This is a genomic window from Gilliamella sp. Nev6-6, from assembly GCF_001690605.1.
GTDB classification, from domain to species: domain Bacteria; phylum Pseudomonadota; class Gammaproteobacteria; order Enterobacterales; family Orbaceae; genus Gilliamella; species Gilliamella apicola_C.
Window position 1 is genome coordinate 1 of sequence record NZ_LZHP01000016.1, and the last position, 25,427, is coordinate 25,427.

The following is a 25,427-nucleotide window of genomic DNA, read 5'->3' on the forward strand; positions in this document are numbered from 1 at the left end:
GCCTTCGCCACCGGTATTCCTCCACATCTCTACGCATTTCACCGCTACACGTGGAATTCTACCTTCCTCTACAATACTCTAGTTAACCAGTTTTAAGTGCAATTCCTAGGTTGAGCCCAGGGCTTTCACACCTAACTTAATTATCCGCCTACATGCCCTTTACGCCCAGTCATTCCGATTAACGCTCGCACCCTCCGTATTACCGCGGCTGCTGGCACGGAGTTAGCCGGTGCTTCTTCTGTAATTAACGTCAATTGTTGCACCTATTAGATACAACACCTTCCTCATCACCGAAAGTACTTTACAACCCGAAGGCCTTCTTCATACACGCGGCATGGCTGCATCAGGGTTCCCCCCATTGTGCAATATTCCCCACTGCTGCCTCCCGTAGGAGTCTGGACCGTGTCTCAGTTCCAGTGTGGCTGGCCATCCTCTCAGACCAGCTAGAGATCGTCGCCTAGGTGAGCCTTTACCCCACCTACTAGCTAATCCCATATGGGTTCATCAAATGGCGCATGGCCCAAAGGTCCCATGCTTTGGTCTCTCAACTTTATACGGTATTAGCAGTCGTTTCCAACTGTTGTCCCCCACCATTCGGCAGATCCCCATACTTTACTCACCCGTCCGCCACTCGTCATCAAGTGCAAGCACTTATGTTACCGTTCGACTTGCATGTGTTAAGCCTGCCGCCAGCGTTCAATCTGAGCCATGATCAAACTCTTCAATTTAAAGTTTGATGCTCAATAACTGTCTCTGACATATTCAAATGAATCTTCAGTGTCACTTATCAAGACTTAATTTTTTAGTCCGTAGACTTTAATCTTTTGTCTCGCAAGTGCCCACACAGATTGTCTGTTTCTTATTTTTAAAGAGCTAACAGCCTTTTTAAATCAATCAACTTTCCGTTAATTTACTTCGCTGTCTCAAGGGTTGCGTATACTACGCTAACCTTTTTTATTCGTCAAGATCTTTTTTTCAAAATTTTTGATCTTACTTTTTTCACTAACTTGCCTCAGCTTTTCGCTGACGCCGTGTCAGTGGATGCGCATTATAGGGACTTCATTTTTTTTGGCAAGCAAAAATATCCAATTACGTATTTGAATGAATACTCTTTAAACACCATGAACATTAATGCATTGATAATTATTGAGATTATATTTAGCTAATTTCAAAGCTAATTTTTCAACATATTGATTATGTGCTGTGCTGATAATAATATTTTCTTTTAATGGCGCTTGAATTTTATTAAGGTGAAATTTTTCATTTAGCAGATTATAAGCTCGATTCGCAATTGCACTACCTGAATCAATAAAGGTCGCATTAGGGAAAATGATCTTTAATTCATCTTTAATAAATGGGTAATGAGTACAACCCAATACGATTGTATCTGGGATGATTGGTAAATAGATCCATGGCTGTAATAAATCTTTAAGTTGTTGCATATTTACGGCAATACCTTGCAGCTTATTTTCAGCAATAAGAGCTAATTCAGATAAACCAAGTAGCTCAACGTTGCAATTAGGCGCAAATTGTTGAATTAAATTGGCAGTATAGGATCTTTTGATTGTCGCTTTTGTCGCTAATAGTCCTATGCATTTATTTTTAGTTATTTGACTAGCTGGCTTAATTGCTGGTACAACACCAACAATAGGAAAAGAAAATTTAGAACGCAAACTCGGCAAACAAATAGTACTAGCCGTATTGCATGCAATAATCGCTAAATCAATTGAGTAAAATTTAGTAATAGCTTCTATAACCGAATTGACTCTATTAATTAAAAATGTCGGTGATTTATCTCCATAAGGAAATTCTTCATTATCAAATGCATAAATATAACGCGCATTCGGCAATTTATTACAGATCTCATTATAAATAGATAATCCGCCAATACCTGAATCAAACACTAGCACTGAAGGTGCCCGACTTACAATATTCATTTTAGCTCTAGGTCATTAGATAATTCAAAAACCGCAATATCGTAAATTGATTAAAAATTAATGCAAGCCATTTTATTTAAACAAGCATTACATTTTATCTATGACAATTATTTGGCTAGACGTCTAGATGGTAAAACTGCTAAAATAGTTATTTAGATTAAAGCCGAATATTATATTTTAAGCAATATACAAAAATAATGCTAAGGGGGGGGTATTCCATGTCAGAATTTTTATTTACTTCAGAATCCGTTTCAGAAGGTCACCCAGATAAAATTGCCGATCAAATATCTGATGCAGTGCTTGATGCTATATTAAAACAAGATCCAAAAGCACGAGTCGCATGTGAAACCTATGTAAAAACAGGCATGGCTTTAGTCGGTGGAGAAATTACTACTTCAGCTTGGGTTGATATAGAAGAGTTAACTCGGAAAACCATTAATGATATTGGTTACACTAGCTCAGAGATGGGATTTGATGCTAATTCATGTGCTGTTCTTAATGCAATTGGCAAACAATCTCCAGATATTAATCAAGGAGTAGATAAGCAAAATCCACTTGAGCAAGGCGCTGGTGACCAAGGTATTATGTTTGGTTATGCAACAAACGAAATGCCAAACTTAATGCCTGCGGCAATTACTTATGCACATGAGCTTATGCGCAGACAATCAGAAGTTAGAAAAAATGGCACGCTTCCTTGGTTGAGACCGGATGCCAAAAGCCAAGTCACGTTAATTTATGAAGATGGAAAAATCAAAGGTGTTGATACAATTGTTTTATCGACACAACACTCCACAGATATTGAGCAAAAAGCATTACATGAAGCTGTTATGGAAGAAATCATTAAACCAACATTACCAGCTCAATGGTTAACAGCAAGAACAAAATACTTTATTAATCCAACGGGACGCTTTGTTATTGGAGGACCAATGGGAGACTGTGGACTAACTGGCCGCAAAATCATAGTGGACACATATGGAGGTGCTGCGCACCATGGCGGTGGCGCATTTTCAGGAAAGGATCCGTCAAAAGTTGACCGCTCAGCGGCTTATGCTGCCCGCTATGTTGCCAAAAATATTGTTGCTGCTGGGCTTGCTGACCGATGTGAATTACAAATATCTTACGCAATTGGTATTGCAAATCCTACATCAATTTATGTCAATACTTTTGGTACCGAAAAAATCAATCACGATAAAATTGTTTCATTGATTAAAGAATTTTTTGACTTAAGACCTTATGGATTAATTCAAATGCTTGATCTTATTCAACCAATTTATCAACAAACGGCAAGTTATGGTCATTTTGGCCGAGATATTTTTCCTTGGGAAAAAACTGACAAGGCAGCACTACTTCGCGATGCAGCAGGATTATAAGCGCATACCAATTTATTTACATAATCAAATAATGGCTTGTTTAAGAACTCACTTAATGCAAGCCAATCAATTTTTACATACCGAATATAAAGAACCTAACATCATCTACAAACCCAAAGGTAGCATTGCAGGTAGTGCGCTTTTAATGCGTTGGGAAATTCAACTTAATTCAGTTATGTTACTAGAAAATGGCACCCAATTTATTGAAGAAGTCGTGCCCCATGAGCTTGCTCATCTCATTGTTTTTAAAGAATTTGGCAAAGTCAAACCACATGGTAAAGAATGGCAATATGTTATGTCAAAAATTTTCGACAAGACACCTTCAACAACTCATCATTTTCAGGTAAAGCGCAACACTCATTTATACTACTGCCAGTGCCAACAACATCACTTAACATCAATAAGACACAATAAAATCCAAAAGAATAACACTAGTTATTTATGCCGCAAATGCGGTACTATACTCAAATTCAAAAACGTCACTTAATATTAAGATATTGTATGTGTAAATTAGATTTCCATTTTTATAAAAGCTCTTTGTTGATTCTTACTCTTGGTATTATTCTTTACATTACAGGCAATTTCTTTATACCTTTATACAATGGGCTTACCGTCACTCTTATTGAACATGTTCAATCACTTTTTTTATTATTCATGTGTGGCTACACTTATTATTATGCTCAGCGAGTAGCTGAACATTCACAACTATATAAATTTTGGATTTGGACAATATTTTGGTGGTTTATGCTTTTTGGGCGAGGAATTAGCTGGGGAAGAGATTTCTTTCCCGATGTGCCACGTTTTTATTATAAAATTATTGCTAGCACTTTAATCTCTATCCCAATGCTAAGTATGTTTTTACCAACTATTCGCCAAGAAATTGCACGTCGCTACAAATTTGAACAAATTCCAGTTTGGCATATATTTTTAGCTTTTCTATTCTTAGGAATAGCTGATATTGCTGAGCATCATCGTATGGGGCATGAATTCTTAGTTATAGCAAAAGAACGAAAAGATTTAATCGAAGAGTTAATGGAGTGCCCCTGCCTTCTTTGTTTAGCTTTAACGACATTTTATATGCAAAAAAATGAACAAAAAAAGAAGGAGAATTTATAATGTTAAGCTATCGCCATAGTTATCACGCAGGCAATCACGCTGATGTGCTAAAGCATGTAGTTTTAACACTATGTATTGAGTCATTAAAAGAAAAAGAAAAATCTTTTTTATATCTAGATACACACTCTGGCGCAGGAAGGTACTTATTACGAGGCGAACATGCCGAAAAAACAGGCGAATATTTATCAGGAATTAATTTGATATGGCAACAAGCTAATATTCCGGAATTGCTTAATAGCTATATATCAGTATTAAAGCGCTATAATCCTTTTGATGAATTAAAATATTATCCTGGCTCGCCTTTAATTGCTAAACAATTACTACGCGAGCAAGACAAACTTAATCTTACCGAATTACATCCAACAGACTACCCCTTATTGAGACAAGAATTTAATAAAGATAAACGAACAAAAGTATTACGTGAAGATGGTTTTGCACAATTAAAATCAAAGTTACCACCAAGTTCACGGCGAGGGATTATCCTAATCGATCCTTCCTATGAAATAAAAGATGACTATCAAAAAATTCCTGCTGCACTATTTGAAGCTTATAAACGTTTTGCTACAGGTGTCTATCTAATTTGGTATCCGGTGGTATCTCGTACCCAAACGCAAAAAATGATTGATAATATTGTTAATTTAGGTATTAAACGTATTTCTCAGTTTGAGCTTGCCATCAAACCTGATAATAATCAAAAAGGCATGACTGCATCAGGAATGATAGTGATTAACCCACCATGGAAATTACATGAACAAATGCTTACAATCATGCCGTGGTTGAAAACCACCTTAGACATTCACAAAACGGGAAGTTTCATCATTAAAGAGTTAGTTACGGAATAACTTTTTGTTATTGGTTATCAAACACTTTCAGAAAAACCTATGCTTAAGTAAAAAATCATGAAAAAAAATGGCAAGAAAATAGATAAACCCACAAAATAACCGCCAATAATAACGATAAAAAGACTGCGGCTGAGCCATAGTCTTTTGCTCGACCAGATAAATCATGTCTTTCAGTGCTAATGCGATCAACAACACACTCAATCGCACTATTAATTAACTCTGTAATCATCACAACACCAATTGACCCCAATAACAAAATTCGTTCATAAATAGAAAAATCGACCAGCATTACGATAATATAAGCCACAACCAATAAAATGAACTCTTGGCGAAACGCTGTTTCATATTTGATCGCCGATTTTAAGCCTTTTAAAGAGTATTTTGTTGCATTAAAAATGCGCAGTAGTCCTGCCGTTTTTTTCATTATAGTATTCCAAATCTAAAATTACCTTACATAACCATAGTTCATCAAACGTTGGAATCGTCTTTCTAGTAATGTAGATAAATCCATATTTTCAAGCTCATCAAGATCACTAAGTAGCTGTGTTTTAAGTGAAACAGATACAGTAGCATAATCTCGGTGAGCGCCACCTAAAGGCTCTGGCACGATTGAATCAATTAAATTTAATTTTAATAAATTATCTGCCGTCATATTCATGGCTTCAGCAGCAATTGGTGCTTTATCTGCACTTTTCCATAAAATAGAAGCACAACCTTCTGGTGAGATAACAGAATAAGTACTATATTGAAGCATATTAACCTTATCTGCCACACCAATCGCTAGCGCTCCACCAGAGCCACCTTCCCCAATGACGGTGCAAATGGTAGGAACTTTAAGGCGTGACATTTCTCTTAAATTACGCGCAATAGCTTCTGCTTGACCTCGCTCTTCGGCACCAATCCCAGGATAAGCCCCAGGAGTGTCAATAAAAGTAATAATGGGCAATTTAAAACGTTCAGCTAGTTGCATTAACCGTAAAGCTTTACGATAGCCTTCTGGGGCCGGCATACCAAAATTTCGATAAATCTTCTGTTTTGTTTCACGGCCTTTTTGATGCCCAATAACTACCACCGAGCGCCCATCAATACGTGCGATCCCACCAACAATGGCTTTATCATCAGCATAGGCTCTGTCACCTGCCAATTCATCAAAATCGGTAAAAACTTCTTTTATATAATCTAATGTATAAGGACGATTTGGATGTCTAGCTAGTTGCGCAATTTCCCAAGGCGTTAAATTAGCAAATATTTTTTTTGTTAACTCACGACTTTTTTTATGTAATTGCTTAATTTCTTTATCTAAATTAATATCTAATTCTACTTGTTGCGAATCTATATTCTTCAAGGAATTAATTTTTGCTTCTAATTCCGCTATCGGCTTTTCAAATTCCAAAAAATTATTCATAACGCTTGTAATTGCCTCTTAATTTATTCGGTATTTTAAAAAAATACACTACTTAATACAATATACTGACTAACTCTTAAGATAAAATTAAATCAATTCTACTATGTAACACTCATTGAAGCCACCTACATTTGTATTATTAGGCTTCAATTATTATGCCTATCACATTGACTGAAATATAACTTCATTTATTCAATAAATTTATAATGCTTACTATTATTAATTAGGTTTATCTGATTTATTCGAACTCAAATTCTATACGCTCAACACCAAGTAGTGTCTTTAGTTCAACAATCAAAGCATCTTCCGGAATAATTCTCCATTTCGTGCCAAATTGGATCCTCACAACTGAATCGTCTCGATGATAATATAAGTTAACAGGTACGCTACCATGCCGATAAGGCTCTAACAACTGTTGCAAACGTTGTAATATTGCTTGATTTGTTTCGTTTTCAGTTAACGTAATGGACAATCCTTTTACATATTTAGTTCGAGCATCTTTTAAATCGACAATATCGCGCACCGACATTTTAAAGCCACCATTAAAATCGTCATGGCTAACTTGCCCCGTCACAATTAAAATTTTATCTTTTACAAGTAAATGCCCAAAATTTTCTAAAGACTCCGCAAAAAGCATACCATCAATTCGACCAGAACGATCATCTAAAGTAAATAAACCAATCTTGTTCCCTCTTTTGGTAATTCTAACCCTAGCATCTACTACAATGCCTGCAAAAGTGACCACTTTTCCCCATCCTGTCGGCGATGCTTCACTAATTCGTAGCCCACCTGTATAACGATTTAATTCTTTTAAATATTGCGTTACAGGATGCCCTGTTAAATAAAGCCCTAAAGCTTCACGCTCTCCATCAAGCAAAACTTGATCAGGCAATTCTGGAACCGCAGCATAAGCATGCTCAACTTGTTCGGGCTCTTCTGCTAACACACCAAACATATCTTCTTGGCCAATATGTTGCGCTTTAGCATATTGATCAGCTGCCTGCATTGCATCATTGATACTATGTAAAATAGCTGCTCGATGGGGACCTAATTTATCAAATGCCCCTGCCATAGTGAGTTTTTCAAGCACACGGCGGTTAACCTTCTTCATATCTGTTCTGGCACAAAGCTCAAAAATATTTTTGAAGTATCCACCACTATTACGTGCTTCAACAATTGCCTCTATAGGCCCTTCTCCAACGCCTTTTATCGCACCTATTCCATAAACAATTTCTCCTTTATCATTTACATGAAAATGATAAAGCCCACTGTTAATATCAGGAGGGTTGACTTTTAATCCCATTCGTAAGCACTCGTCAACCAAACCGACAATTTTATCAGTATTATCCATATCAGCAGTCATAACCGCAGCCATAAATTCGGCAGGATAGTGAGTTTTTAGCCATAACGTTTGATAAGAAACAAGTGCATATGCCGCCGAATGAGATTTATTAAAACCATACCCAGCAAACTTCTCAACCAGATCAAATATTCTCATTGACAATTCGCCATCAATGCCCTGTTTTTCTGCCCCTTCTTTAAAAACAGAACGTTGCTTTGCCATCTCCTCGGGCTTTTTCTTACCCATAGCTCGACGTAGTAAATCAGCACCGCCTAGTGTATAACCTGATAAGGTCTGTGCGATTTGCATAACTTGTTCTTGATATAAAATAATACCGTATGTTGGCTCTAAAATAGGTTTTAATGATTCATGTTGATATTTAATATCGGGATAAGAAACCTCTTCTCGACCATGTTTGCGGTCAATGAAGTTATCTACCATACCTGATTGTAATGGACCAGGGCGAAATAGTGCAACTAAAGCAATCATATCCTCAAAACAGTCCGGTTTTAACCGTCTGATTAAGTCTTTCATCCCTCTAGATTCTAACTGGAATACGGCTGTGGTTTCAGCTTTTAACAATAATTCAAACGATTTTTCATCATCTAAAGGAATTCTAGTGATATCGACTCTTTCTTTTCCAGTTCGAAGCTGACGATCATTAATCATTTTGATAGCCCAATCAATAATGGTTAATGTTCTTAGCCCTAAAAAGTCAAACTTGACAAGCCCTGCATATTCAACATCGTTTTTATCAAACTGAGTAACTGGATGATGGCCTTCTGGATCACAATAAATTGGTGAAAAATCAGTAATCTTAGTTGGGGAAATAACTACTCCCCCTGCATGCTTACCTGCATTTCGAGTTACACCTTCTAATTGGCGTGCAATATCGATTAATGATTTAACTTCTTCATTATTATCATATAAATCTTGAAGCTGAGACTCAATTTCAAAAGCTTTAGCAAGAGTCATGCCTGGATCTAAAGGTATTAATTTTGAAATACGATCGACAAACCCATAAGGATGTCCAAGCACTCGACCAACATCCCGTATTACCGCTTTAGCTGCCATAGTACCAAAGGTTATAATTTGGGAAACAGCATCTCGCCCATACATATCAGCAACATGATCAATAACCAGATCGCGTTTTTCCATACAAAAATCAACATCAAAATCAGGCATTGAAACACGTTCTGGATTTAGAAAACGTTCAAAAAGTAAATCAAATGCAAGTGGATCTAAATCGGTAATTTTTAAAGCATACGCAACGAGTGAACCAGCACCAGAGCCTCGCCCTGGTCCTACAGGAATATCATTATCTTTTGACCATTGAATGAATTCCATAACAATTAGAAAGTAGCCAGGAAAACCCATTTGATTAATAACAGTTAATTCCGTTTCTAAACGTTCATCATATTCAGATCTTCTTTGTTTTCTGATTTCAGGATCAGGAAATAAAAACGTTAATCTTTCTTCTAATCCTTCACGCGATTTATGCACTAAAAAGTCTTCAGTTGACATATCGCCAGTTGGAAATTTAGGCAAAAAATACTCTCCCAACCGGATAGAAACATTACAACGCTTTGCAATTTCAACACTATTTTCAAGGGCTTCAGGAATATCAGAAAATAGCTCACACATTTCCTGTTCTGAGCGTAGATATTGTTCTGCCGAGTAATTTTTAGGCCTAGAAGGATCATCTAATGTATTGCCATCATGAATAGCAACACGAATCTCATGCGCTTCAAAATCAGAAGCTTTTAAAAATCGAACATCATTAGTTGCAACGACTGGTAACAGATATTGTTCGGCCAAACTTACAGCACGATGAATAAATAGTTCTTCATTGTTGCGTTTAGTCCGTACTAATTCAAAATAAAAATGGTCATGAAAATTTGCAAGATAAAAATTAATCGCATTATCAATGATAATTTGATTATTGCGAACAATACCAATACCAATATCGCTTTCACGACCGGCTAATACAATTAACCCAGCTCGATGCTCAATTAACCACTCATTATCAACAACGGGAAAATCACCAATATACCCTCGTTGATAAGCTTTAGAAATTAATAAAGTAAGATTTTGATACCCTTGATTATTAGCCGCTAATAGAGTTAAACGATAAATATCATCAGGCATTAGGGAGCTTCTAACAGCAAGATCGGCACCAATGATCGGTTTAATGCCTTTGGACATTGCTGAGCCATAAAACTTAACTAGTCCACAAAGATTAGTGAAATCAGTGATCGCAAAAGCTGGCATCTGTAACTTGCTCACTTCATTTACTAATGTGCCAACTTTGGCAATCCCATCAATCATTGAGAAATCACTATGTAAATGAAGGTGAATAAATTTAGGTTGCGCCATAATTACCAAAATTAAGCTATAAAATTAGTTTGCAATTATAACATAAGCAGTAAAAATATTCTTATTCTCTTTAAATTATGAGTTCTAATTGAAAATAAAAGAGGAGCGCCATTTTTATTATAAATTTTATCAGTGAAAATATACATTAAAAATATTCCACCAATAATAAACTATTGGCGGATAATAAGATATTAGATTTTCTTAAACAGCACTGAACCATTAGTTCCACCGAAACCAAAAGAATTACAAAGTGCGTATTCTAAGTTTTTAACTTGACGAGCAGTATGTGGAACATAATCAAGATCGCAACCATCATCAGGATTATCTAGATTAATTGTTGGTGGCACGGCTTGATCACTCAATGCAAGTACAGTAAAAATTGACTCAACTGCGCCAGCAGCACCCAATAAATGCCCTATCATTGATTTGGTTGAACTAACCATAACTTTGTTGGCATTTGCTTTAAATATGTTTTTTACTGCTTGAGTTTCAGCTTTATCACCAGCGGGCGTCGAAGTGCCATGAGCATTGATATAACCAACTTGCTCAGGGTTAATGCCCGCATCACGAAGTGCACATTTCATTGCTAAAGCTGCACCACTGCCATCCGCAGGAGGAGAAGTCATATGATAAGCATCACCACTCATACCAAAACCAACAACTTCAGCATAAATTTTAGCACCACGTTTTTTGGCATGCTCATATTCTTCTAAGAACATAATCCCTGCACCATCTCCTAGCACAAAGCCATCACGATCTTTATCCCAAGGGCGACTTGCTGCTTTAGGATTATCATTGTTAGTTGATAAGGCACGAGCAGCCCCAAAACCACCAATACCAAGTGGCGTACTAGCTTTCTCTCCACCACCTGCTAACATAGCATCTGCATCACCATAGGCAATCATACGTACTGCATGACCAATATTATGCACACCAGAAGAACATGCTGTGGCAATAGTAATACTAGGTCCTTTTAATCCATAAATAATGGATAAATGACCAGCAATCATATTAACAATTGTTGATGGAACAAAAAACGGGCTAATCTTACGTGGCCCACCATTGACTAATGCGCTGTGGTTTTCTTCAATTAACCCAAGTCCACCAATACCTGAGCCTATCGCGCAACCAATTCGTTCAGCGTTTTCTTCCGTGATCTCAATGCCCGCATCTTGCATTGCTTGCATGCCCGCAGCAATACCGTATTGAATAAAAAAATCCATTTTACGAGCATCTTTGCGTGAAATATTATAATCTTCGCCATTAAAGTTTTTAACCATCGCTGCGAAGCGTGTTGCGAAAGGGGCTGTATCGAAGTGTTCTATGAGTTCAACGCCACTTTGCCCAGCGAGTAAAGCTTGCCAAGTGGATTCAACTGTATTACCTACAGGAGATATCATGCCCATTCCAGTAACAACAACTCTGCGTTTAGACACATTGTCCTCCAGAAAAGGATTGAAATGAAATTTGAATCATTGAAAATTTTATTTTGAGTTTTCTGCCAATCTATACCGCTTTTATTTCATTTAGAATTAAATAGGTAGATGCAAACTAGGCGATCATATGACCGCCTATTATGAAAACTCTGCTAAACCTTATTGATTCGCAGTAATATAATCAATTGCTGATTGAACAGTTGTGATTTTTTCAGCTTCTTCATCAGGAATTTCAGTATCAAATTCTTCTTCTAAAGCCATAACTAATTCAACTGTATCAAGAGAGTCAGCGCCAAGATCTTCGATGAAAGAAGATTCATTTTTAACTTCTTCCTCTTTTACACCAAGTTGCTCAACAATAATTTTCTTAACTCGCTCTTCAATAGTGCTCATACTCTTTTTTTTCCTATAAAAATCGCCGAAAGTGGCGGTGAATGTAAGTTTATAAAATGTTGAAAAAGATGCCAATCATTTTTCAACCCAATTGCTTATTTTTTATACAAAACTTCAATGTATTGACTCATTTTACACTATTCTAGGCAATTACACCATATACATACCACCATTGACATGTAAAGTTTCGCCAGTAATGTAAGATGCTTCATCTGAGACCAAAAATGCTACAGCATTTGCAATTTCAGTTGGCTCACCTAAACGCCCTGCAGGTACTTGTGCCAATGTTAAAGCTTTTTGCTCATCAGTTAATGCTTTTGTCATGTCTGTTGCAATAAAGCCAGGTGCAACTACATTAACAGTTATACCGCGCGATGCAACTTCACGCGCTAATGATTTACTAAAACCAATTAAACCAGCTTTTGCTGCAGCATAGTTAGCTTGACCAGCATTACCCATTGTACCCACTACTGAGCCAATAGTGACAATTCTGCCATAACGCTTTTTCATCATTGTGCGCAATAATGCTTTAGATAACCGAAAAACAGACGTTAAATTTGTATTTAAAATATCTTGCCATTCATCTTCTTTCATTCGCATTAATAAATTATCACGAGTAATACCAGCGTTATTAACTAGAATATCAATATCACCAAATTCAGTTTTAATTGCGGCAATAACAGATTCAATTGATATCTCATCGATCACATTTAAAATAAAGCCTTTCCCATGTGAACCTAAATATTGGCTAATGGCATCAGCACCTTTTTCTGTTGTCGCTGTACCAATAACGGTTGCGCCACAAGCAACTAGTTTTTCCGCAATCGCTTTACCAATCCCACGGCTTGCACCAGTTACTAACGCAATTTTTCCTGATAAGTTCATAACAACCCCTTTTTTTATCTAGTATTTTCTAATGCAGCATCTAATGAAGCTTTATCATTAACAGCACAACCAGACAAGGTATCAACAATACGTTTAGTTAGCCCTGTTAACACTTTACCAGAGCCAACTTCAACTAAAAGCGTTACACCTTGTTTCGCCATTTCTTCAACAGTTTCAGTCCAACGAACAGGGCTGTAAAGCTGAGCAATTAGTGCAGCTTTGATTTTTTCAGCTGATGTTTCAATTTTAACATTAGTATTATTGATAACTGCAAAATTTGGCGTACTAAATTCTATATCGTTTAATGTATTGGCTAATTTATCTGCTGCTGGTTTCATTAACGCACAATGAGATGGCACGCTAACAGCAAGTGGTAGAGCTCGCTTTGCACCAGCTTCTTTACACAATGCAGCAGCCCGTTCAACGGCTTCTTTATGCCCAGCGATAACAACTTGACCTGGGGAGTTAAAATTTACTGGAGCAACAACTTGACCTTGAGCTGCTTGTTCACATGCTTTATTAATTGAATCATTATCTAATCCAATAATGGCATACATTGCACCTGTGCCACTTGGCACAGCGTCTTGCATTAATTTACCTCGTAATTCAACTAATTTTATGGCATCTTTGAAGTCAATAACACCAGCACAGACTAATGCTGAATATTCTCCTAAACTATGACCAGCCATAAAAGCAGGTTGAGCACCACTGACACTTTGCCATACTCTAAATATTGCAACAGAAGCAGCAAGTAGCGCTGGTTGTGTTTGCCATGTTTTATTTAATTCTTCTACAGGGCCTTCTTGTACCAGCTTCCATAAATCATAACCGAGTACTTCAGAAGCTTCATCAAAAGTTGATTTCACAATTGAATAATTATCAGCAAGTTCTTTTAACATGCCGACAGCTTGTGAACCTTGTCCTGGAAATACCATTGCAAATTTGGTCATTATTAAATCCTTGATTATAAAAACAAACTAAAATCTAACTAGTGCTGATCCCCAAACAAATCCACCACCAAACGCTTCTAGCAAAACTAAGTGGCCTCGTTGAATTCGTCCATCTCGCACACCAGCATCTAAAGCGCAAGGCACAGAGGCAGCTGAGGTGTTACCCTGCTTATCTAATGTAACAATAACTTTACTCATGTCCAGATCTAGTCGTTTAGCAGTCGCAGAAATAATTCTCAAATTTGCTTGATGTGGCACAAGCCAATCCAAATCGGCTTTGTTAAACGCATTCTCAACCAAAAGTTCATCAACCAAATTTGAAAGCTCTTTAACTGCAACTTTAAATACTTCATTACCATGCATAGTCATATAGACTGGATCGTCCATATTACGACGATCAACATATGGGTACTTTAATAAATTGCCATAACGACCATCAGCATGGAGGTGTGAAGCGATAATACCAGGCTCTTCTGATGCGCCCACAACAACTGCCCCTGCACCATCACCAAAAATAATAATGGTTCCTCGGTCATTTGGATCCACGCCACGTGTTAACATATCTGAACCAACGACTAAAGCGTATTTAATAGCGCCGCTTTTAATATATTTATCTGCAATATCAAGTGCATAAATAAATCCAGAACAAGCTGCAGATACATCAAACGCAACAACATCACCAATGTCTAATTTGGCCTGTAATTCTGTTGCAGAACTTGGAAATGCATTGACCGAGGTTGCCGTTGCAACAATAATCATACCAATTTCTTCTTTATCAATATTGGCCATTTCAATTGCATTCATTGCGGCTTCATAAGCCATGCTCGTTACCGTTTCATTTGGTTCTGCAATACGTCTTTCTTTAATACCAGTACGCGTTGTGATCCATTCATCACTAGTATCGACCATTTTTTCAAGATCTGCATTAGTTCTTATCTGTTTTGGAAGATAACTCCCAGTTCCTAATATCTTTGTATACATCTAATTATTCGCTCTTGGGTAGTGCGGAAGAAAGACTCATTGCAATCTTCTCTGGTATATTTGTTTGTATAGCCAAAATAGCTTGTTCTATTGCTGCATAAAATGATTTTTGATTGGCACTACCGTGACTTTTAATCACAATACTTCGAAGTCCAAGCAAGCAAGCTCCATTATATCTTCCAGGATCTAAATAACCAAAATTTTTCGCGATCTTTCTTTGTAGCCATTTACTTAATAATTTCATTAATAATGAATGATGAGATAGGGATAATTTAAACGAAGACATAAAAATTTTTATTAAACCTTCGACTGTTTTTAACGTTACATTACCCACAAAACCATCACAAACAAGTACATCTGTTTTACCTGTTAAAAGTTCGTTACCTTCTAAATAGCCAATATAATTCATTTGGTTATTTGATTTTAAAATAGAAGACGCTAAACGAATCTTATCCAAACCTTTACTATCTTCTTCACCAATATTAAGTAACGCGACACGGGGATGGTCAATCTTAAGTACTGTTTTAGCTAAAATTTCGCCCATTATCGCAAACTGCACTAACATATTGCTATCGCACTCTGCATTAGCGCCTAAATCCAATACTACGGTATTTTGATTATTTAATGCAGGAACTGTGGCAACAAGTGCTGGGCGATCTATACCAGTTAATGAACGTAATAATAGTTTTGACAATCCCATTAACGCGCCAGTATTACCCGCACTTACACATGCTTGAGCTTTATTATCTTTAACTAGTTCAAGCGCCATTCTCATAGAGGAGCCTTGACTATGACGAATTGCATAAGAAGGCCTCATATCATTGGCAATAACTGTGGTCGACTCCGTTAATATTAACCGACCTTCTTGTTGATATTGAGTAATTAATTTTGCTTTTTCTTTAGGTAAAAAAAGATTGATTTCTGTTGAGCATCCCACCAGAAAGATAGATAGATTTGGATAACAATTCAGTGCGTGTATTGCAGCAGGAACAACAACACGAGGACCGAAGTCCCCGCTCATAGCATCTAACGCAATGGTTAGATTATCCAAAATGTCACCTGAGAATTTCTAAATAATTACTTAGTAATTATTTAGAAATCACTTTACGACCACGATAATAACCATCAGCGGTTACGTGATGACGTAAATGTGTTTTACCTGATTCATCAACTGAGATATTAGCAACAGTTAATGCATCATGAGAACGACGCATACCACGTTTTGCACGAGTTTTACGATTCTGTTGAACAGCCATGGATTTACCCCTTATTCTTTAAACTAACTAAAATTGCAAATGGATTTGTTTTTTCATTCTCAGTTGGAATTTCACCAAATACCATATCTGCCTCTGACACTTCGCAGTGTTTACTATCATGTACCGGCGCAATCGGTAGCGAGAGAATAATTTCGTCCTCAAGTAACGTTAATATATCTACTTCGCCAAACTCGTTCATCAGAACGGGCTCATAATGTTCCGGTAGTGCCTCTGCTTGAGCATCGCTCTTAACAGGACTAAATTTATTCATCACATGAACTTCAGTGACAAAAGGTTCAAAACAACGTTGACAAGTTTGTTCTAACGTCATTTTTGCATCAATAGCGATAACACAAAGCTTTTGTTCATCATAATGGAAAGATAAACTACAGGCGATATCACTTTTTGGATTTTCAACCCTCTTTATCGCTTGAAGTGGATAATATCCAGTATAATCAAGTCGTTTTTGTGCTGCTTTAATCGGGTCAATAGTTAATGGTAATCTATTTTGCATAAGATATGCATACTACCTTAAAAATTTATTTAGCGTAGCTAAAAACTACACAATGCCATAAGGCGCGCATATTACCTTTAAATCATGGTTTCGTCAATGGGCATAAGCAAGATAATTTGTTTTAGCTATTGATTATTACCTTAATATTTATTCTGAATATTTTTTTATTTTTAGAAAATTTTTGCTAAAAACACGATTTAAGACAAAAACAATAAATAAACTAATCAGACATTATATTATGACAATCGACCAAAGCTATCTTTGACAATTGCACGAAAATCATTAAATGTTTTGCTATCTAATAAACGCTTAGTAGATTTTTCTTTGACAAAGTTAACAAATAAATTATAAATACGCATTGCATCTTCATATTCATTTTTACTAATTGCCAATAAAAAAATAACATAGGCAACTTGATTTTTATCCCACACGATCCCCTGTGGAGCCAATATGGTAGTTACTATCGTCTTTTTAGCCAGCAACCCAACAGAGTGAGGAATAGCAATATTTTCACCCAATAGCGTAGAAACAATTGCCTCTCGCTCAATAACAGAAGGATAAAAATCAACATCAACATACCCCATTTGTTCAAGTTTTTTGCAAACTTTGTTAAAAAGTTCCTCTTGGGTCATGGGTTGGTTAATAATTAGAAAAAATTTTTCACTAAAAAAACGCTCAATAATATAAGGCATCTTTCTATCTATCATTGCCAATCGTCCCAATTGTTCAAGCTGATAAGATGTAGGAAATGGTGCAATTTTAACTATTTGTTTATTTTTTTTTGTTAAACGAACAGTTGAAACAACAAAATCTTCTTCAATATTGGAAAGCTGTTCATACTCTCGATAAGAAAGTGTGCGATTTATTTTAATATGAGGAAAATCCCTTTTAATTTTTGCCTCAATCATACGCAATGCTGCATTACCAAGCTCGCTAACAAGTAAAATTTGCGCACATCTTTCATGCCCAGCGCTATAATTACGCTCTAATGCTACACCGATATGTACCGCTAAGTAGCTAATTTCATCTTCTGTCATTTTTGCTCCAGTGTACTTTTCGGTATTAGCAAGAGCAGACAGCGTAATATCATAAGCAAAAGGATAATACTTTTTTATTTCATGTAATAAAGGGTTAGTTGTACGAATTTGATATTTAATCCTCGATAACATTGATGAAATATGTATTAATATATCTTGGTTTAGCTTCTTATCTTCTAATAAATTATAATGATACGTATCATTAATATAAGATAATATATGTTTAACCATTGCTAAGCTTTGTGCCTGATTTGGCGATTCCATAACCGTTCTAGAAATAACCTGAGCACATAAATAATTAAATTCCGTATCGGAAAGCACACTGCCTAGGAAATAGGAAACATCTTCAGAGATTTGAGTCACTGCGCTGATAACAGTAGTATTAATTTGATCTACATCATATTCAAGTAACTCATGCCCTTGAGTAATTCGAGTAATTGAAACCGCACAGCTATAAAGTAGATATCCTTGCCCTTCAGCATTTAATTTTAACTCAAAACGTTCAAGTTGATTTTGAAGAATTTTTTCAAGATACTCTAAATCGATATCATTTAAAACTGTTTTACGTAGTCTATTAACCGTAATGAAATCTTCAGCCATATGCCGTTGCCATAAAATATCGGTTAAACAGGTACGAATTGATAACTCATCACCAACTAACCGCATACCATAATAAGGACGATTTTCGATTAATAAATTGTATTTATCTAAATATTGTTTAACCTCAATAACATCATTTTGCAACGTGCTACGGCTTAAAAACCATTTCCCAGCAATATCATCCAATTTTACTGAATTAGATTGCGTTAAAAAAGCAATCAATAAAGCCGAAACTCTTTCTCTACTTGTTCGGGGGATGCGCTCAATTGCCTGAGTGATAGGCAATGTTGCATAAAGAATGGGATCGGTTACCACAAGTTGATATCCAATATTTTTGGTATAATCAACTTGTGCTCCATAATCGCTTAAAATACCATTAAGTGCTGAAATATCAGTGCGAATAGTGCGAGTAGAAACCGAAAAACGATTCGCTAACTCTTGTTGTGGCAGCGTTTCATTTTTTATGGTATCAAATAAATACGCTAATCGCTGAGAAGAGAATAGCACTTTAGATGACATTATTTATCCTACAAGCTTTTGTGTGATAGCTAAAAGTTGTTTGACATCATTAGTGCGCGTTGCGCCTGTTGCTTTATCAATAATAGAACTATAGATGTGTGGGATAATTTTCTTCACACCTGCATCTAAGGCAATTTTTAAAACTGTTTCATAATTATCTAGATCAATGCTACCAGTTGGTTCAAGAAAGAAATCATGTTCAGCGCAACATTTAGCTACATACGCAAATTCATCTTTATGTTTTAGCCCACCCATAGGAAAGTATTTTATTGAGCTACCACCCATGTCTTTTAATAAAGCAATAGCCGTTTCAACAGGAACAATTGCAGCTGGAGATTTTGAGCTTAGCGGACCTGTTGCAATATTGACTAAGCCAACTTTTCCCGTTGGCGAAACTAATCCATTAATGATAGATTCTTTTTGCCCTAGCAAAGCTCGACTGGTTGCAACCCCTGTAAACACTTGGTTAATATGTTGTGGTTGGAGTATAGCTGATATTTCAGAAACCATGATTGACTGATTAGGATCACCAGCACCAAGTCCTATTGAAATAGCATTATCAATGGCTACTGCATACTTTTTCATATCAGCAATTGCAGCTTCATTATTGGCGTAATTTTTAGATAAAATGCCAACAACAACATAAGTTTGTGCTGCCTCATAAATCGCCTTCGCATTATCAATTGAATTCGCTAATACATTTAAACAAACACGATCATTATAATAATTTGGAGTCAGTTGCATTATTGTGCTCCTTGAGTAATATTTTTAATTTTGTGGTAAATAATGTCGAGTTGTGTTGATGTCACACTACGCACATCAGCATCAACTTTGCCTTCATTGGCTTTATATTCTCTAAAATACACTGCAATCTCACCTTGTTTCATCAGTTCAATTATCTCGACTGCGGTTTTACCTATTACACTTGCATCAAATGCTATTTCGGCTCGTGCAATATCACGCCCAGCTCCATCCCAAACCACTTTAGCCGATATACCTTTAAGTGTATTTAGACTTTCAATAAATGGGGTCATCTTAGCGACCATCTGTTGTCCTGTTTCTGATTGTGGATCGGTAACATAAAGCTCAATAGCTTTTGTTAATCCTAAAATACCTTCTTTGCCTATCTTCATTGGCCGCCCAATACCTTGTGACTGTAATTTTAACCATTCCACCGCTTGATGACGCCCAATGACTAAACCACTGGTCGGCCCTTCAATTGCTTTAGCGCCACTGTAAATCACTAAATCAGCCCCTTGTTGATAATAAGTTTGTAAATCGTCTTCCGCCGCTGCATCAACAATCAATGGGATATCATATTTTCTAGCAATAGCAGCTGTTTGCGCGACCGACAACATGCTTTTTTGTACACAATGATGTGATTTAACATATAAAATCGCAACAGTATCTGGATTAATTAGTGATTCGATATGTTCAGGTTTACACTCATTTGCATAGCCTGCTTCAACCATAATCCCACCACCTAAAGAAACCATTGTCCCAATTGGTGCACCAAAATTAACATTATGGCCTTTAGGGACAATAATTTCACGAGGAACATATTTATCAGATGAATGCAAATTAAATAATAAGTCACGATCATCTTTGGTAATCAAGCCCGCAACCGCTTGAACAATACCAGCGGAAGCGCACGATACTACCACGGCATTTTCAACATTGAGCAATTGCGCAATATATTGGCCTGTTTTATCTACTAAATCCTTAATTTCAAAATATTCATTTAGCCCACATGATACCGTATCAATCACTTCAGATCTTGGAGTTGATACACCTAAAATGGTCATTCTTCCTGACGCATTAATTACCTTTTTTAAGTGATATTTATTATAAATATCTTTTTTAGTTGGAGATTCTGAGCTCATTTTTACTACCTTCCTCTGTTAGTTCAATGCGTATCAAATGCTTTCCCGTATCAGCGACAATAGATGCTAAAGGAACAAACTGTTCATCACTTTGCCTAACTTCGCCTTCAGAATCTAATAATGAAATAGTTTGCCGTTTAATATCAAAAATGGTCAAATCTGCATCATAACCAACCGATAAAACACCTTTATTTTTAATATGCAAAATTTGAGCCGCATTTTGTGTCACACTATCAATAATTCTTTTTCGGCTATAACCAAGACAAATAAACTTCGTCATCACATTAGCCAAGCTAAAAACTGGACCATGTAGACGGTTTTTAGAGTAAATATCAGAGCTAATCGTATTGGGGTAAATACCCAAGCATTTAGCACGTTCTGCTACTGAAAAACTAAAACTTTCACCACCATGGCCGATATCTAATATCACTCCACGTTCGATTGCTCTTTTGATTGAACCACGCAATTGATTTTGTTTATCAAAGATTTGATTGGGTTTACCATTAAAACAATGTGTAATAATGTCACCTTTAGTTAATAAATCGGCAATTTCATCGAGCTCAGGAGGATTATTACCAACATGAATCATTAGAGGCAAACCGCTCTTTTTTTGCATTTCTTTGGCTTTAACTAATGGTAAAATGCCATTTCTACCCACGACGCTACCACTCATTCGTACTTTGATGCCAATAATAAAATTAGGATATTTAGCTAATGCTTCATCAAATAACGGCGCGTCAATATCCTGCATATCAGCGAGCTCACTTTGTCTTAATAAACCAATTTTAGAAATATTTAAAAAAGAGTAAACATGTGTACTTGCTTGCTGAGCTAATTGATAAAACTCATCAACATCAATAGCGCCAACACTACCAGCATCAACAACAGCGGTGACACCCGCCTTTACACCAATCAAATCTGGCTCATCATGATAGAGGGGGGATCGCGCAAAACAATGCGTGTGTGAATCAATCCACCCAGCACTAATATAATGTTTATTTTTTAGATCCAGTACACGTTTAGATTGCCCTATAATAGAACTAGCCATCGCAACTATCTTACCATTAGCAATAGCAATATCGGTTACTGACTCATCAATCTGTTTGGCATTTTTGATAATTAAATCATACATAATTTTTCACTCTTCTCTACAATTGAATAAATTATAGAGAGTAATTAATATTATAGGATTGGGAATACACCGCCAAAAATCATTGCGCCTAAAATAGCCCCACCGGTGATCGGTTTTTTCCATACATAAAAAAGCAGTGCTCCCAATAAAGAACCAATACCAATAGGGATGGAAGCGACCATAGCAGATAAAATAATCATTGGGCCAAGAAAACGCCCAGAAGCATTGCCCGCCCCCATCATAACATCGGCACCAAATGTTGAACCAGAACCACCATTAACCGTAAATTTACGGATCAGAATAATGATTAAACCCGTTAGGATCCCCAAAACCAACCCCGTTATTAATGCAACAAAGAAATTTTCAACAGGTAATGTATAACCTCCCGCTAGCAATAATGCAGGTATACCAAGCCCAATACCGGTTTGCAATGCGCCACCGATATCCAATATACCCACTAATGAGCCTTCAATAACTCGAGCAAATAAAAAGCTAGCCCCAAAAGCCGCAACTGCACCATAATCCCCCGTAGTCATTCCTGATTTAAGCATGGCAACGAAAGCAATTTCGTTAAAGGCACCAATACCATATACATAGAAAGTATGCGTTCCAGCAAAAATACCAGCAGACAATAATCCACAGATAATAGAGAATGACCAATCAGCATACCAAAAACTTTTATTGATCGTTGTTTGTGTGTTCATAACATGTTCCCTGTATTATTTAAACCAATAAGATAAACCGTCTCTAAATGAATTTATCATCTTCATATCAAAACCACGAAAATACCCACTCATAACAAATAGAATAATGACAGACACCAGCATGATTTTCATCACACGATTCCAGCCACTATCATCAACACCTTTCCCAATCAATATCCCTAATACCAGCCCAGGTACAGCATTCCCCATAATTAACTGCGCAAGCCCTCCAAACAATGTGCCCCAAAAACCACTACGGCGCCCAGCATCTAATGCGGCTAACCAGAAAATAACTGGCATAACAGTTGCAACTAGCAAGTTTGCTGCAGGAACCAGAACTTTAGTTGCGGTAATTTTTAGCGAATCTGGAACCACTGAAGTTGTCGTATTTAAAAACAACACAACAACCATACCAACAAATGCGCATGCAAAAGCCATTTTTTTAGGGTCGTGTAAGGTTTCGTCAAGATTACGATTTTTTATCATCAATAAAGAAGCGCCCCAATTGGGAATGATTCTATGATCGACATCTTGAGTAAAAGAGCCTGCTGCAACTGATGATGCCCATGCATTAAAAAAGAATCCTAAACCAAATGAAAAGTGCGCAGTAGGATCGCCTTCGCATGAGTTAAGCTCCCCCAATGTACGAAATGCCCCCATTCCTTGATACGTTGGCGCATGAAACATTCTAGCAGCCCCAACGCCAACCCCAAAACCACAAAGTCCACCGATAATAATAGACTTAAATGCAATAATTAAAATTTCCATAACTTTCCTTTTACGTTATGTTATCTAGAAGTAAATTCAATATCATTTAAATCAATAAAAGTTACATTAACAGATACATCAAGGGTGATTTCATAAAATGTCTTTTTTCTTGGTAAAAAAATAAATAAAAAACGTTCCATTACTATCTTTTCTATTGCTGATACCACTTGAATATCAATCGGCTCTATACGCAACAGAATGTTATTAGTATTTTTCAATACTTCTTTCTGAACCTGACTTAAAGCATTAGAAAATGTTCGTTGCTTAGAATCACCATGACCTTTTACTCTCACAAGTATCTGTTCTTGTTTTTTCATATTCATTTTTCGATTATGAACGTGGGTATTTTTTCAGAAATGCTTTTGCAATACGCAGTCCTAATTCTTCCGTATCCATAAACCCAAAACCAAGGACTTTACACCCTTCATTGATAGCCGTTTCACCTTCTTCAATTGAACGCATACCATGACGCTGTGGGTAACCATATTTATTTTGTGCCGTAATAGCACCTGCCCCACCACTACCACAGAAAGAAAGCCCTAAATCGGCATTTTCCTTATTCATTACATCACCTAATTTCATATCTGCAGCCATACCAGGAATAACAATTGCACGGCAACCTGCTACTGAATCAATTCCCGTGGCAATTTTTTGCCCTTTTCCCATTCTATCGCCGATAACAATGACCACCTCTGCCATAACATTTCTCCTATTAATTATTGTTTTTTAGTTGTCTAGTAATCGTTTAATTTGCTTTAGCAACTTCATAATGAACTGCCAATAAATATGCCTCTTCTATTGGTAAATTATCAAATAACGCTACCGTCTTTCGTGCCAGCTCTAACGATTCTTCTGAAAGTTCATCAAACAATGCAGGATCGATTTCAGGTAGTTTTTCTAATGTTTTAGCCCTTTCAACCATCGCTTTTACATGTGAAAATAACATCGCTTTTTGAACATCATTTTGTATAATTTGATGCTGTACTAACCAACTGTTGATAATGTTAATGGTTTGTTGGGTAACTAGCTCTGGTTCAAGATTGTCTTCAAACATTCTAAATTTGATTTGGGTCATAGCTAATACATTTCTCTTATTGTTATTTTAGATTGGACGGTTTAAGCGTAAAACAAACGTGTTTGAATGTGGATAGAGAGTTTTTCCTTCAGAAAGAGGAAATTTGTTACCAAGTTAGTTAAACACAATAATCAAAAGGGATTGCTATTTTATATGGTGGATCATTTGCGAATCTTGATATTCAATTTTGTGAACTAGATCATAAAAAATATAATAAGATTTGTTTTTTAGACACTGAAGAAAGGTAAATCTGAAATTTCATAACGCAAGCAAGTTGAAACCTTACTTGCTTAAAAATAAAAAATTCAATAAAATCAATCGCTTTCCTGAATAACTTTTAGTCTATTATTACACTGTTTTAATGTGTAACGTTCTGTGTAAAATAGCATCATCTGTAGCTAGAATGTTGGCTTGCAACGCCTGTAGAATGAAAATAATGACAACTATAAAAAAACAGATTCCACTCTTATTTGTCATTGCTCATAAAGCTTTCTGCTTATCATAAGACTCTATCGTTATTATTACTGGCGACCATAACTGTTTTTTGGTTTATAAAATAACTTCAAAACATTCTAGTTGTGCTGAGTCGAAATAAATATCTTTATTATTTGGTCTATTATCTATGTTACGGTGTGTATGCTTGAAATGTGGTGAGTTTACCCAAGCATCAAAATCATCTTTTGAATCCCACTCAACAAATGAAGAAAATAACGTGTAATCTTCTTCTGTTTTTCCTTGTAAAAAGTAAAAACGATTAAACCCTTTCATTTCTTTCAAATGGCTATCGCGGTTGCGCCATATTTCAATAAAAGCATCTTCACTACCTCGTTTAATTTTAAAACGGTTCATTACAATATACATCCTTATCTCCTTTTACATTTCTAAATTAAACATCATATAAAAAAA

Annotated in this window: 26 protein-coding genes and 1 rRNA gene; 4 read left to right on the plus strand and 23 right to left on the minus strand. The window is 36.3% G+C overall.

Features of this window, described 5'->3' with window-relative positions; genetic code table 11:
* Both A9G42_RS01865 and murI read right to left on the minus strand, forming a co-directional pair.
* Window positions 1-728, minus strand: a 16S ribosomal RNA gene (locus A9G42_RS01865); the annotation flags it as partial.
* A 384-nt stretch (window positions 729-1,112) separates the two neighbouring features.
* Window positions 1,113-1,937 (minus strand): glutamate racemase, encoded by an 825-nt coding sequence (gene murI, locus A9G42_RS01870; RefSeq protein WP_065652477.1) that lies wholly within the window; start codon window positions 1,935-1,937, stop codon window positions 1,113-1,115.
* Window positions 1,938-2,155: 218 nt separating this feature from the next.
* On the opposite strand from murI, the gene metK reads away from it, so the two are divergent.
* Genes metK through A9G42_RS01890 form a run of 4 tightly spaced genes read left to right on the plus strand, consistent with a single transcriptional unit; the run spans window position 2,156 to window position 5,265 of the window.
* A complete protein-coding gene (gene metK, locus A9G42_RS01875) occupies window positions 2,156-3,307 on the plus strand; it encodes a methionine adenosyltransferase (protein WP_065567450.1) in 1,152 nt (383 codons plus the stop codon).
* The gene (locus A9G42_RS01880; protein ID WP_065589069.1) at window positions 3,291-3,794 is read left to right on the plus strand and encodes a SprT family zinc-dependent metalloprotease; all 504 of its coding nucleotides are present in this window, start codon (window positions 3,291-3,293) and stop codon (window positions 3,792-3,794) included. The genes metK and A9G42_RS01880 overlap by 17 nt, the downstream gene beginning before the upstream one ends.
* 14 nt (window positions 3,795-3,808) lie before the next feature.
* Entirely contained in the window at window positions 3,809-4,423 is a 615-nt protein-coding gene (locus A9G42_RS01885; protein WP_065589070.1) for a hypothetical protein, read from the plus strand.
* Window positions 4,423-5,265, plus strand: coding sequence for a 23S rRNA (adenine(2030)-N(6))-methyltransferase RlmJ (locus tag A9G42_RS01890; protein WP_065579892.1), 843 nt, complete (start codon window positions 4,423-4,425; stop codon window positions 5,263-5,265). Before A9G42_RS01885 ends, A9G42_RS01890 begins: the two co-directional genes overlap by 1 nt.
* 55 nt (window positions 5,266-5,320) lie before the next feature.
* On the opposite strand, the gene A9G42_RS01895 is transcribed toward A9G42_RS01890, so the two are convergent.
* From A9G42_RS01895 to A9G42_RS01995, 21 genes are all read right to left on the minus strand, one after another.
* A complete protein-coding gene (locus A9G42_RS01895) occupies window positions 5,321-5,689 on the minus strand; it encodes a diacylglycerol kinase (protein WP_065567446.1) in 369 nt (122 codons plus the stop codon).
* Window positions 5,690-5,710: 21 nt separating this feature from the next.
* Window positions 5,711-6,670, minus strand: coding sequence for an acetyl-CoA carboxylase carboxyl transferase subunit alpha (gene accA / locus A9G42_RS01900; protein WP_065579893.1), 960 nt, complete (start codon window positions 6,668-6,670; stop codon window positions 5,711-5,713).
* Between the two features lie 238 nt (window positions 6,671-6,908).
* Complete coding sequence (dnaE, locus tag A9G42_RS01905; protein WP_065652478.1) at window positions 6,909-10,388, minus strand: DNA polymerase III subunit alpha; 3,480 nt, start codon at window positions 10,386-10,388, stop codon at window positions 6,909-6,911.
* 191 nt (window positions 10,389-10,579) lie between these two features.
* A complete protein-coding gene (gene fabF, locus A9G42_RS01910; protein WP_065652479.1) occupies window positions 10,580-11,824 on the minus strand; it encodes a beta-ketoacyl-ACP synthase II in 1,245 nt (414 codons plus the stop codon).
* 159 nt (window positions 11,825-11,983) lie between these two features.
* Entirely contained in the window at window positions 11,984-12,217 is a 234-nt protein-coding gene (gene acpP / locus A9G42_RS01915) for an acyl carrier protein (RefSeq protein WP_034910452.1), read from the minus strand.
* Between the two features lie 150 nt (window positions 12,218-12,367).
* The gene (gene fabG, locus A9G42_RS01920) at window positions 12,368-13,102 is read right to left on the minus strand and encodes a 3-oxoacyl-ACP reductase FabG (RefSeq protein ID WP_065652480.1); all 735 of its coding nucleotides are present in this window, start codon (window positions 13,100-13,102) and stop codon (window positions 12,368-12,370) included.
* Between the two features lie 14 nt (window positions 13,103-13,116).
* A complete protein-coding gene (gene fabD / locus A9G42_RS01925) occupies window positions 13,117-14,052 on the minus strand; it encodes an ACP S-malonyltransferase (protein ID WP_065652481.1) in 936 nt (311 codons plus the stop codon).
* 27 nt (window positions 14,053-14,079) lie between these two features.
* Window positions 14,080-15,033, minus strand: a complete 954-nt coding sequence (locus A9G42_RS01930; RefSeq protein ID WP_065567440.1) for a beta-ketoacyl-ACP synthase III — start codon at window positions 15,031-15,033, stop codon at window positions 14,080-14,082.
* Between the two features lie 4 nt (window positions 15,034-15,037).
* On the minus strand, window positions 15,038-16,084 hold the full coding sequence (gene plsX, locus A9G42_RS01935) for a phosphate acyltransferase PlsX (protein ID WP_065652482.1): 1,047 nt from the start codon (window positions 16,082-16,084) through the stop codon (window positions 15,038-15,040).
* 37 nt (window positions 16,085-16,121) lie between these two features.
* Window positions 16,122-16,289, minus strand: coding sequence for a 50S ribosomal protein L32 (gene rpmF / locus A9G42_RS01940; protein ID WP_025316508.1), 168 nt, complete (start codon window positions 16,287-16,289; stop codon window positions 16,122-16,124).
* A gap of 4 nt (window positions 16,290-16,293) precedes the next feature.
* Window positions 16,294-16,803, minus strand: coding sequence for a 23S rRNA accumulation protein YceD (gene yceD, locus A9G42_RS01945; protein ID WP_065567438.1), 510 nt, complete (start codon window positions 16,801-16,803; stop codon window positions 16,294-16,296).
* Between the two features lie 236 nt (window positions 16,804-17,039).
* Window positions 17,040-18,959, minus strand: a complete 1,920-nt coding sequence (locus A9G42_RS01950) for a BglG family transcription antiterminator (protein WP_065652483.1) — start codon at window positions 18,957-18,959, stop codon at window positions 17,040-17,042.
* Window positions 18,960-18,962: 3 nt separating this feature from the next.
* Window positions 18,963-19,703 carry a 2-dehydro-3-deoxy-phosphogluconate aldolase gene (gene dagF / locus A9G42_RS01955; protein WP_065652484.1) on the minus strand — a complete coding sequence of 247 codons (741 nt, stop codon included), beginning with the start codon at window positions 19,701-19,703 and terminating at the stop codon, window positions 18,963-18,965.
* Complete coding sequence (locus A9G42_RS01960) at window positions 19,703-20,842, minus strand: DgaE family pyridoxal phosphate-dependent ammonia lyase (RefSeq protein ID WP_065652485.1); 1,140 nt, start codon at window positions 20,840-20,842, stop codon at window positions 19,703-19,705. Before A9G42_RS01960 ends, dagF begins: the two co-directional genes overlap by 1 nt.
* The gene (locus tag A9G42_RS01965) at window positions 20,820-21,974 is read right to left on the minus strand and encodes an amidohydrolase/deacetylase family metallohydrolase (RefSeq protein WP_065642019.1); all 1,155 of its coding nucleotides are present in this window, start codon (window positions 21,972-21,974) and stop codon (window positions 20,820-20,822) included. Before A9G42_RS01965 ends, A9G42_RS01960 begins: the two co-directional genes overlap by 23 nt.
* Window positions 21,975-22,024: 50 nt before the next feature.
* A complete protein-coding gene (locus A9G42_RS01970; RefSeq protein ID WP_065652486.1) occupies window positions 22,025-22,678 on the minus strand; it encodes a DUF4310 family protein in 654 nt (217 codons plus the stop codon).
* A gap of 15 nt (window positions 22,679-22,693) precedes the next feature.
* Window positions 22,694-23,446 (minus strand): DUF4311 domain-containing protein, encoded by a 753-nt coding sequence (locus tag A9G42_RS01975; protein ID WP_065652487.1) that lies wholly within the window; start codon window positions 23,444-23,446, stop codon window positions 22,694-22,696.
* A 20-nt stretch (window positions 23,447-23,466) separates the two neighbouring features.
* Window positions 23,467-23,763 carry a DUF4312 family protein gene (locus A9G42_RS01980; protein ID WP_065589083.1) on the minus strand — a complete coding sequence of 99 codons (297 nt, stop codon included), beginning with the start codon at window positions 23,761-23,763 and terminating at the stop codon, window positions 23,467-23,469.
* A 13-nt stretch (window positions 23,764-23,776) separates the two neighbouring features.
* The gene (locus A9G42_RS01985; RefSeq protein WP_065567431.1) at window positions 23,777-24,145 is read right to left on the minus strand and encodes an SFCGS family glycine-rich protein; all 369 of its coding nucleotides are present in this window, start codon (window positions 24,143-24,145) and stop codon (window positions 23,777-23,779) included.
* 46 nt (window positions 24,146-24,191) lie between these two features.
* Window positions 24,192-24,521, minus strand: a complete 330-nt coding sequence (locus A9G42_RS01990; protein WP_065579901.1) for a hypothetical protein — start codon at window positions 24,519-24,521, stop codon at window positions 24,192-24,194.
* A 549-nt stretch (window positions 24,522-25,070) separates the two neighbouring features.
* Entirely contained in the window at window positions 25,071-25,382 is a 312-nt protein-coding gene (locus tag A9G42_RS01995) for an antibiotic biosynthesis monooxygenase family protein (protein ID WP_065583077.1), read from the minus strand.
* Window positions 25,383-25,427: the final 45 nt, after the last annotated feature.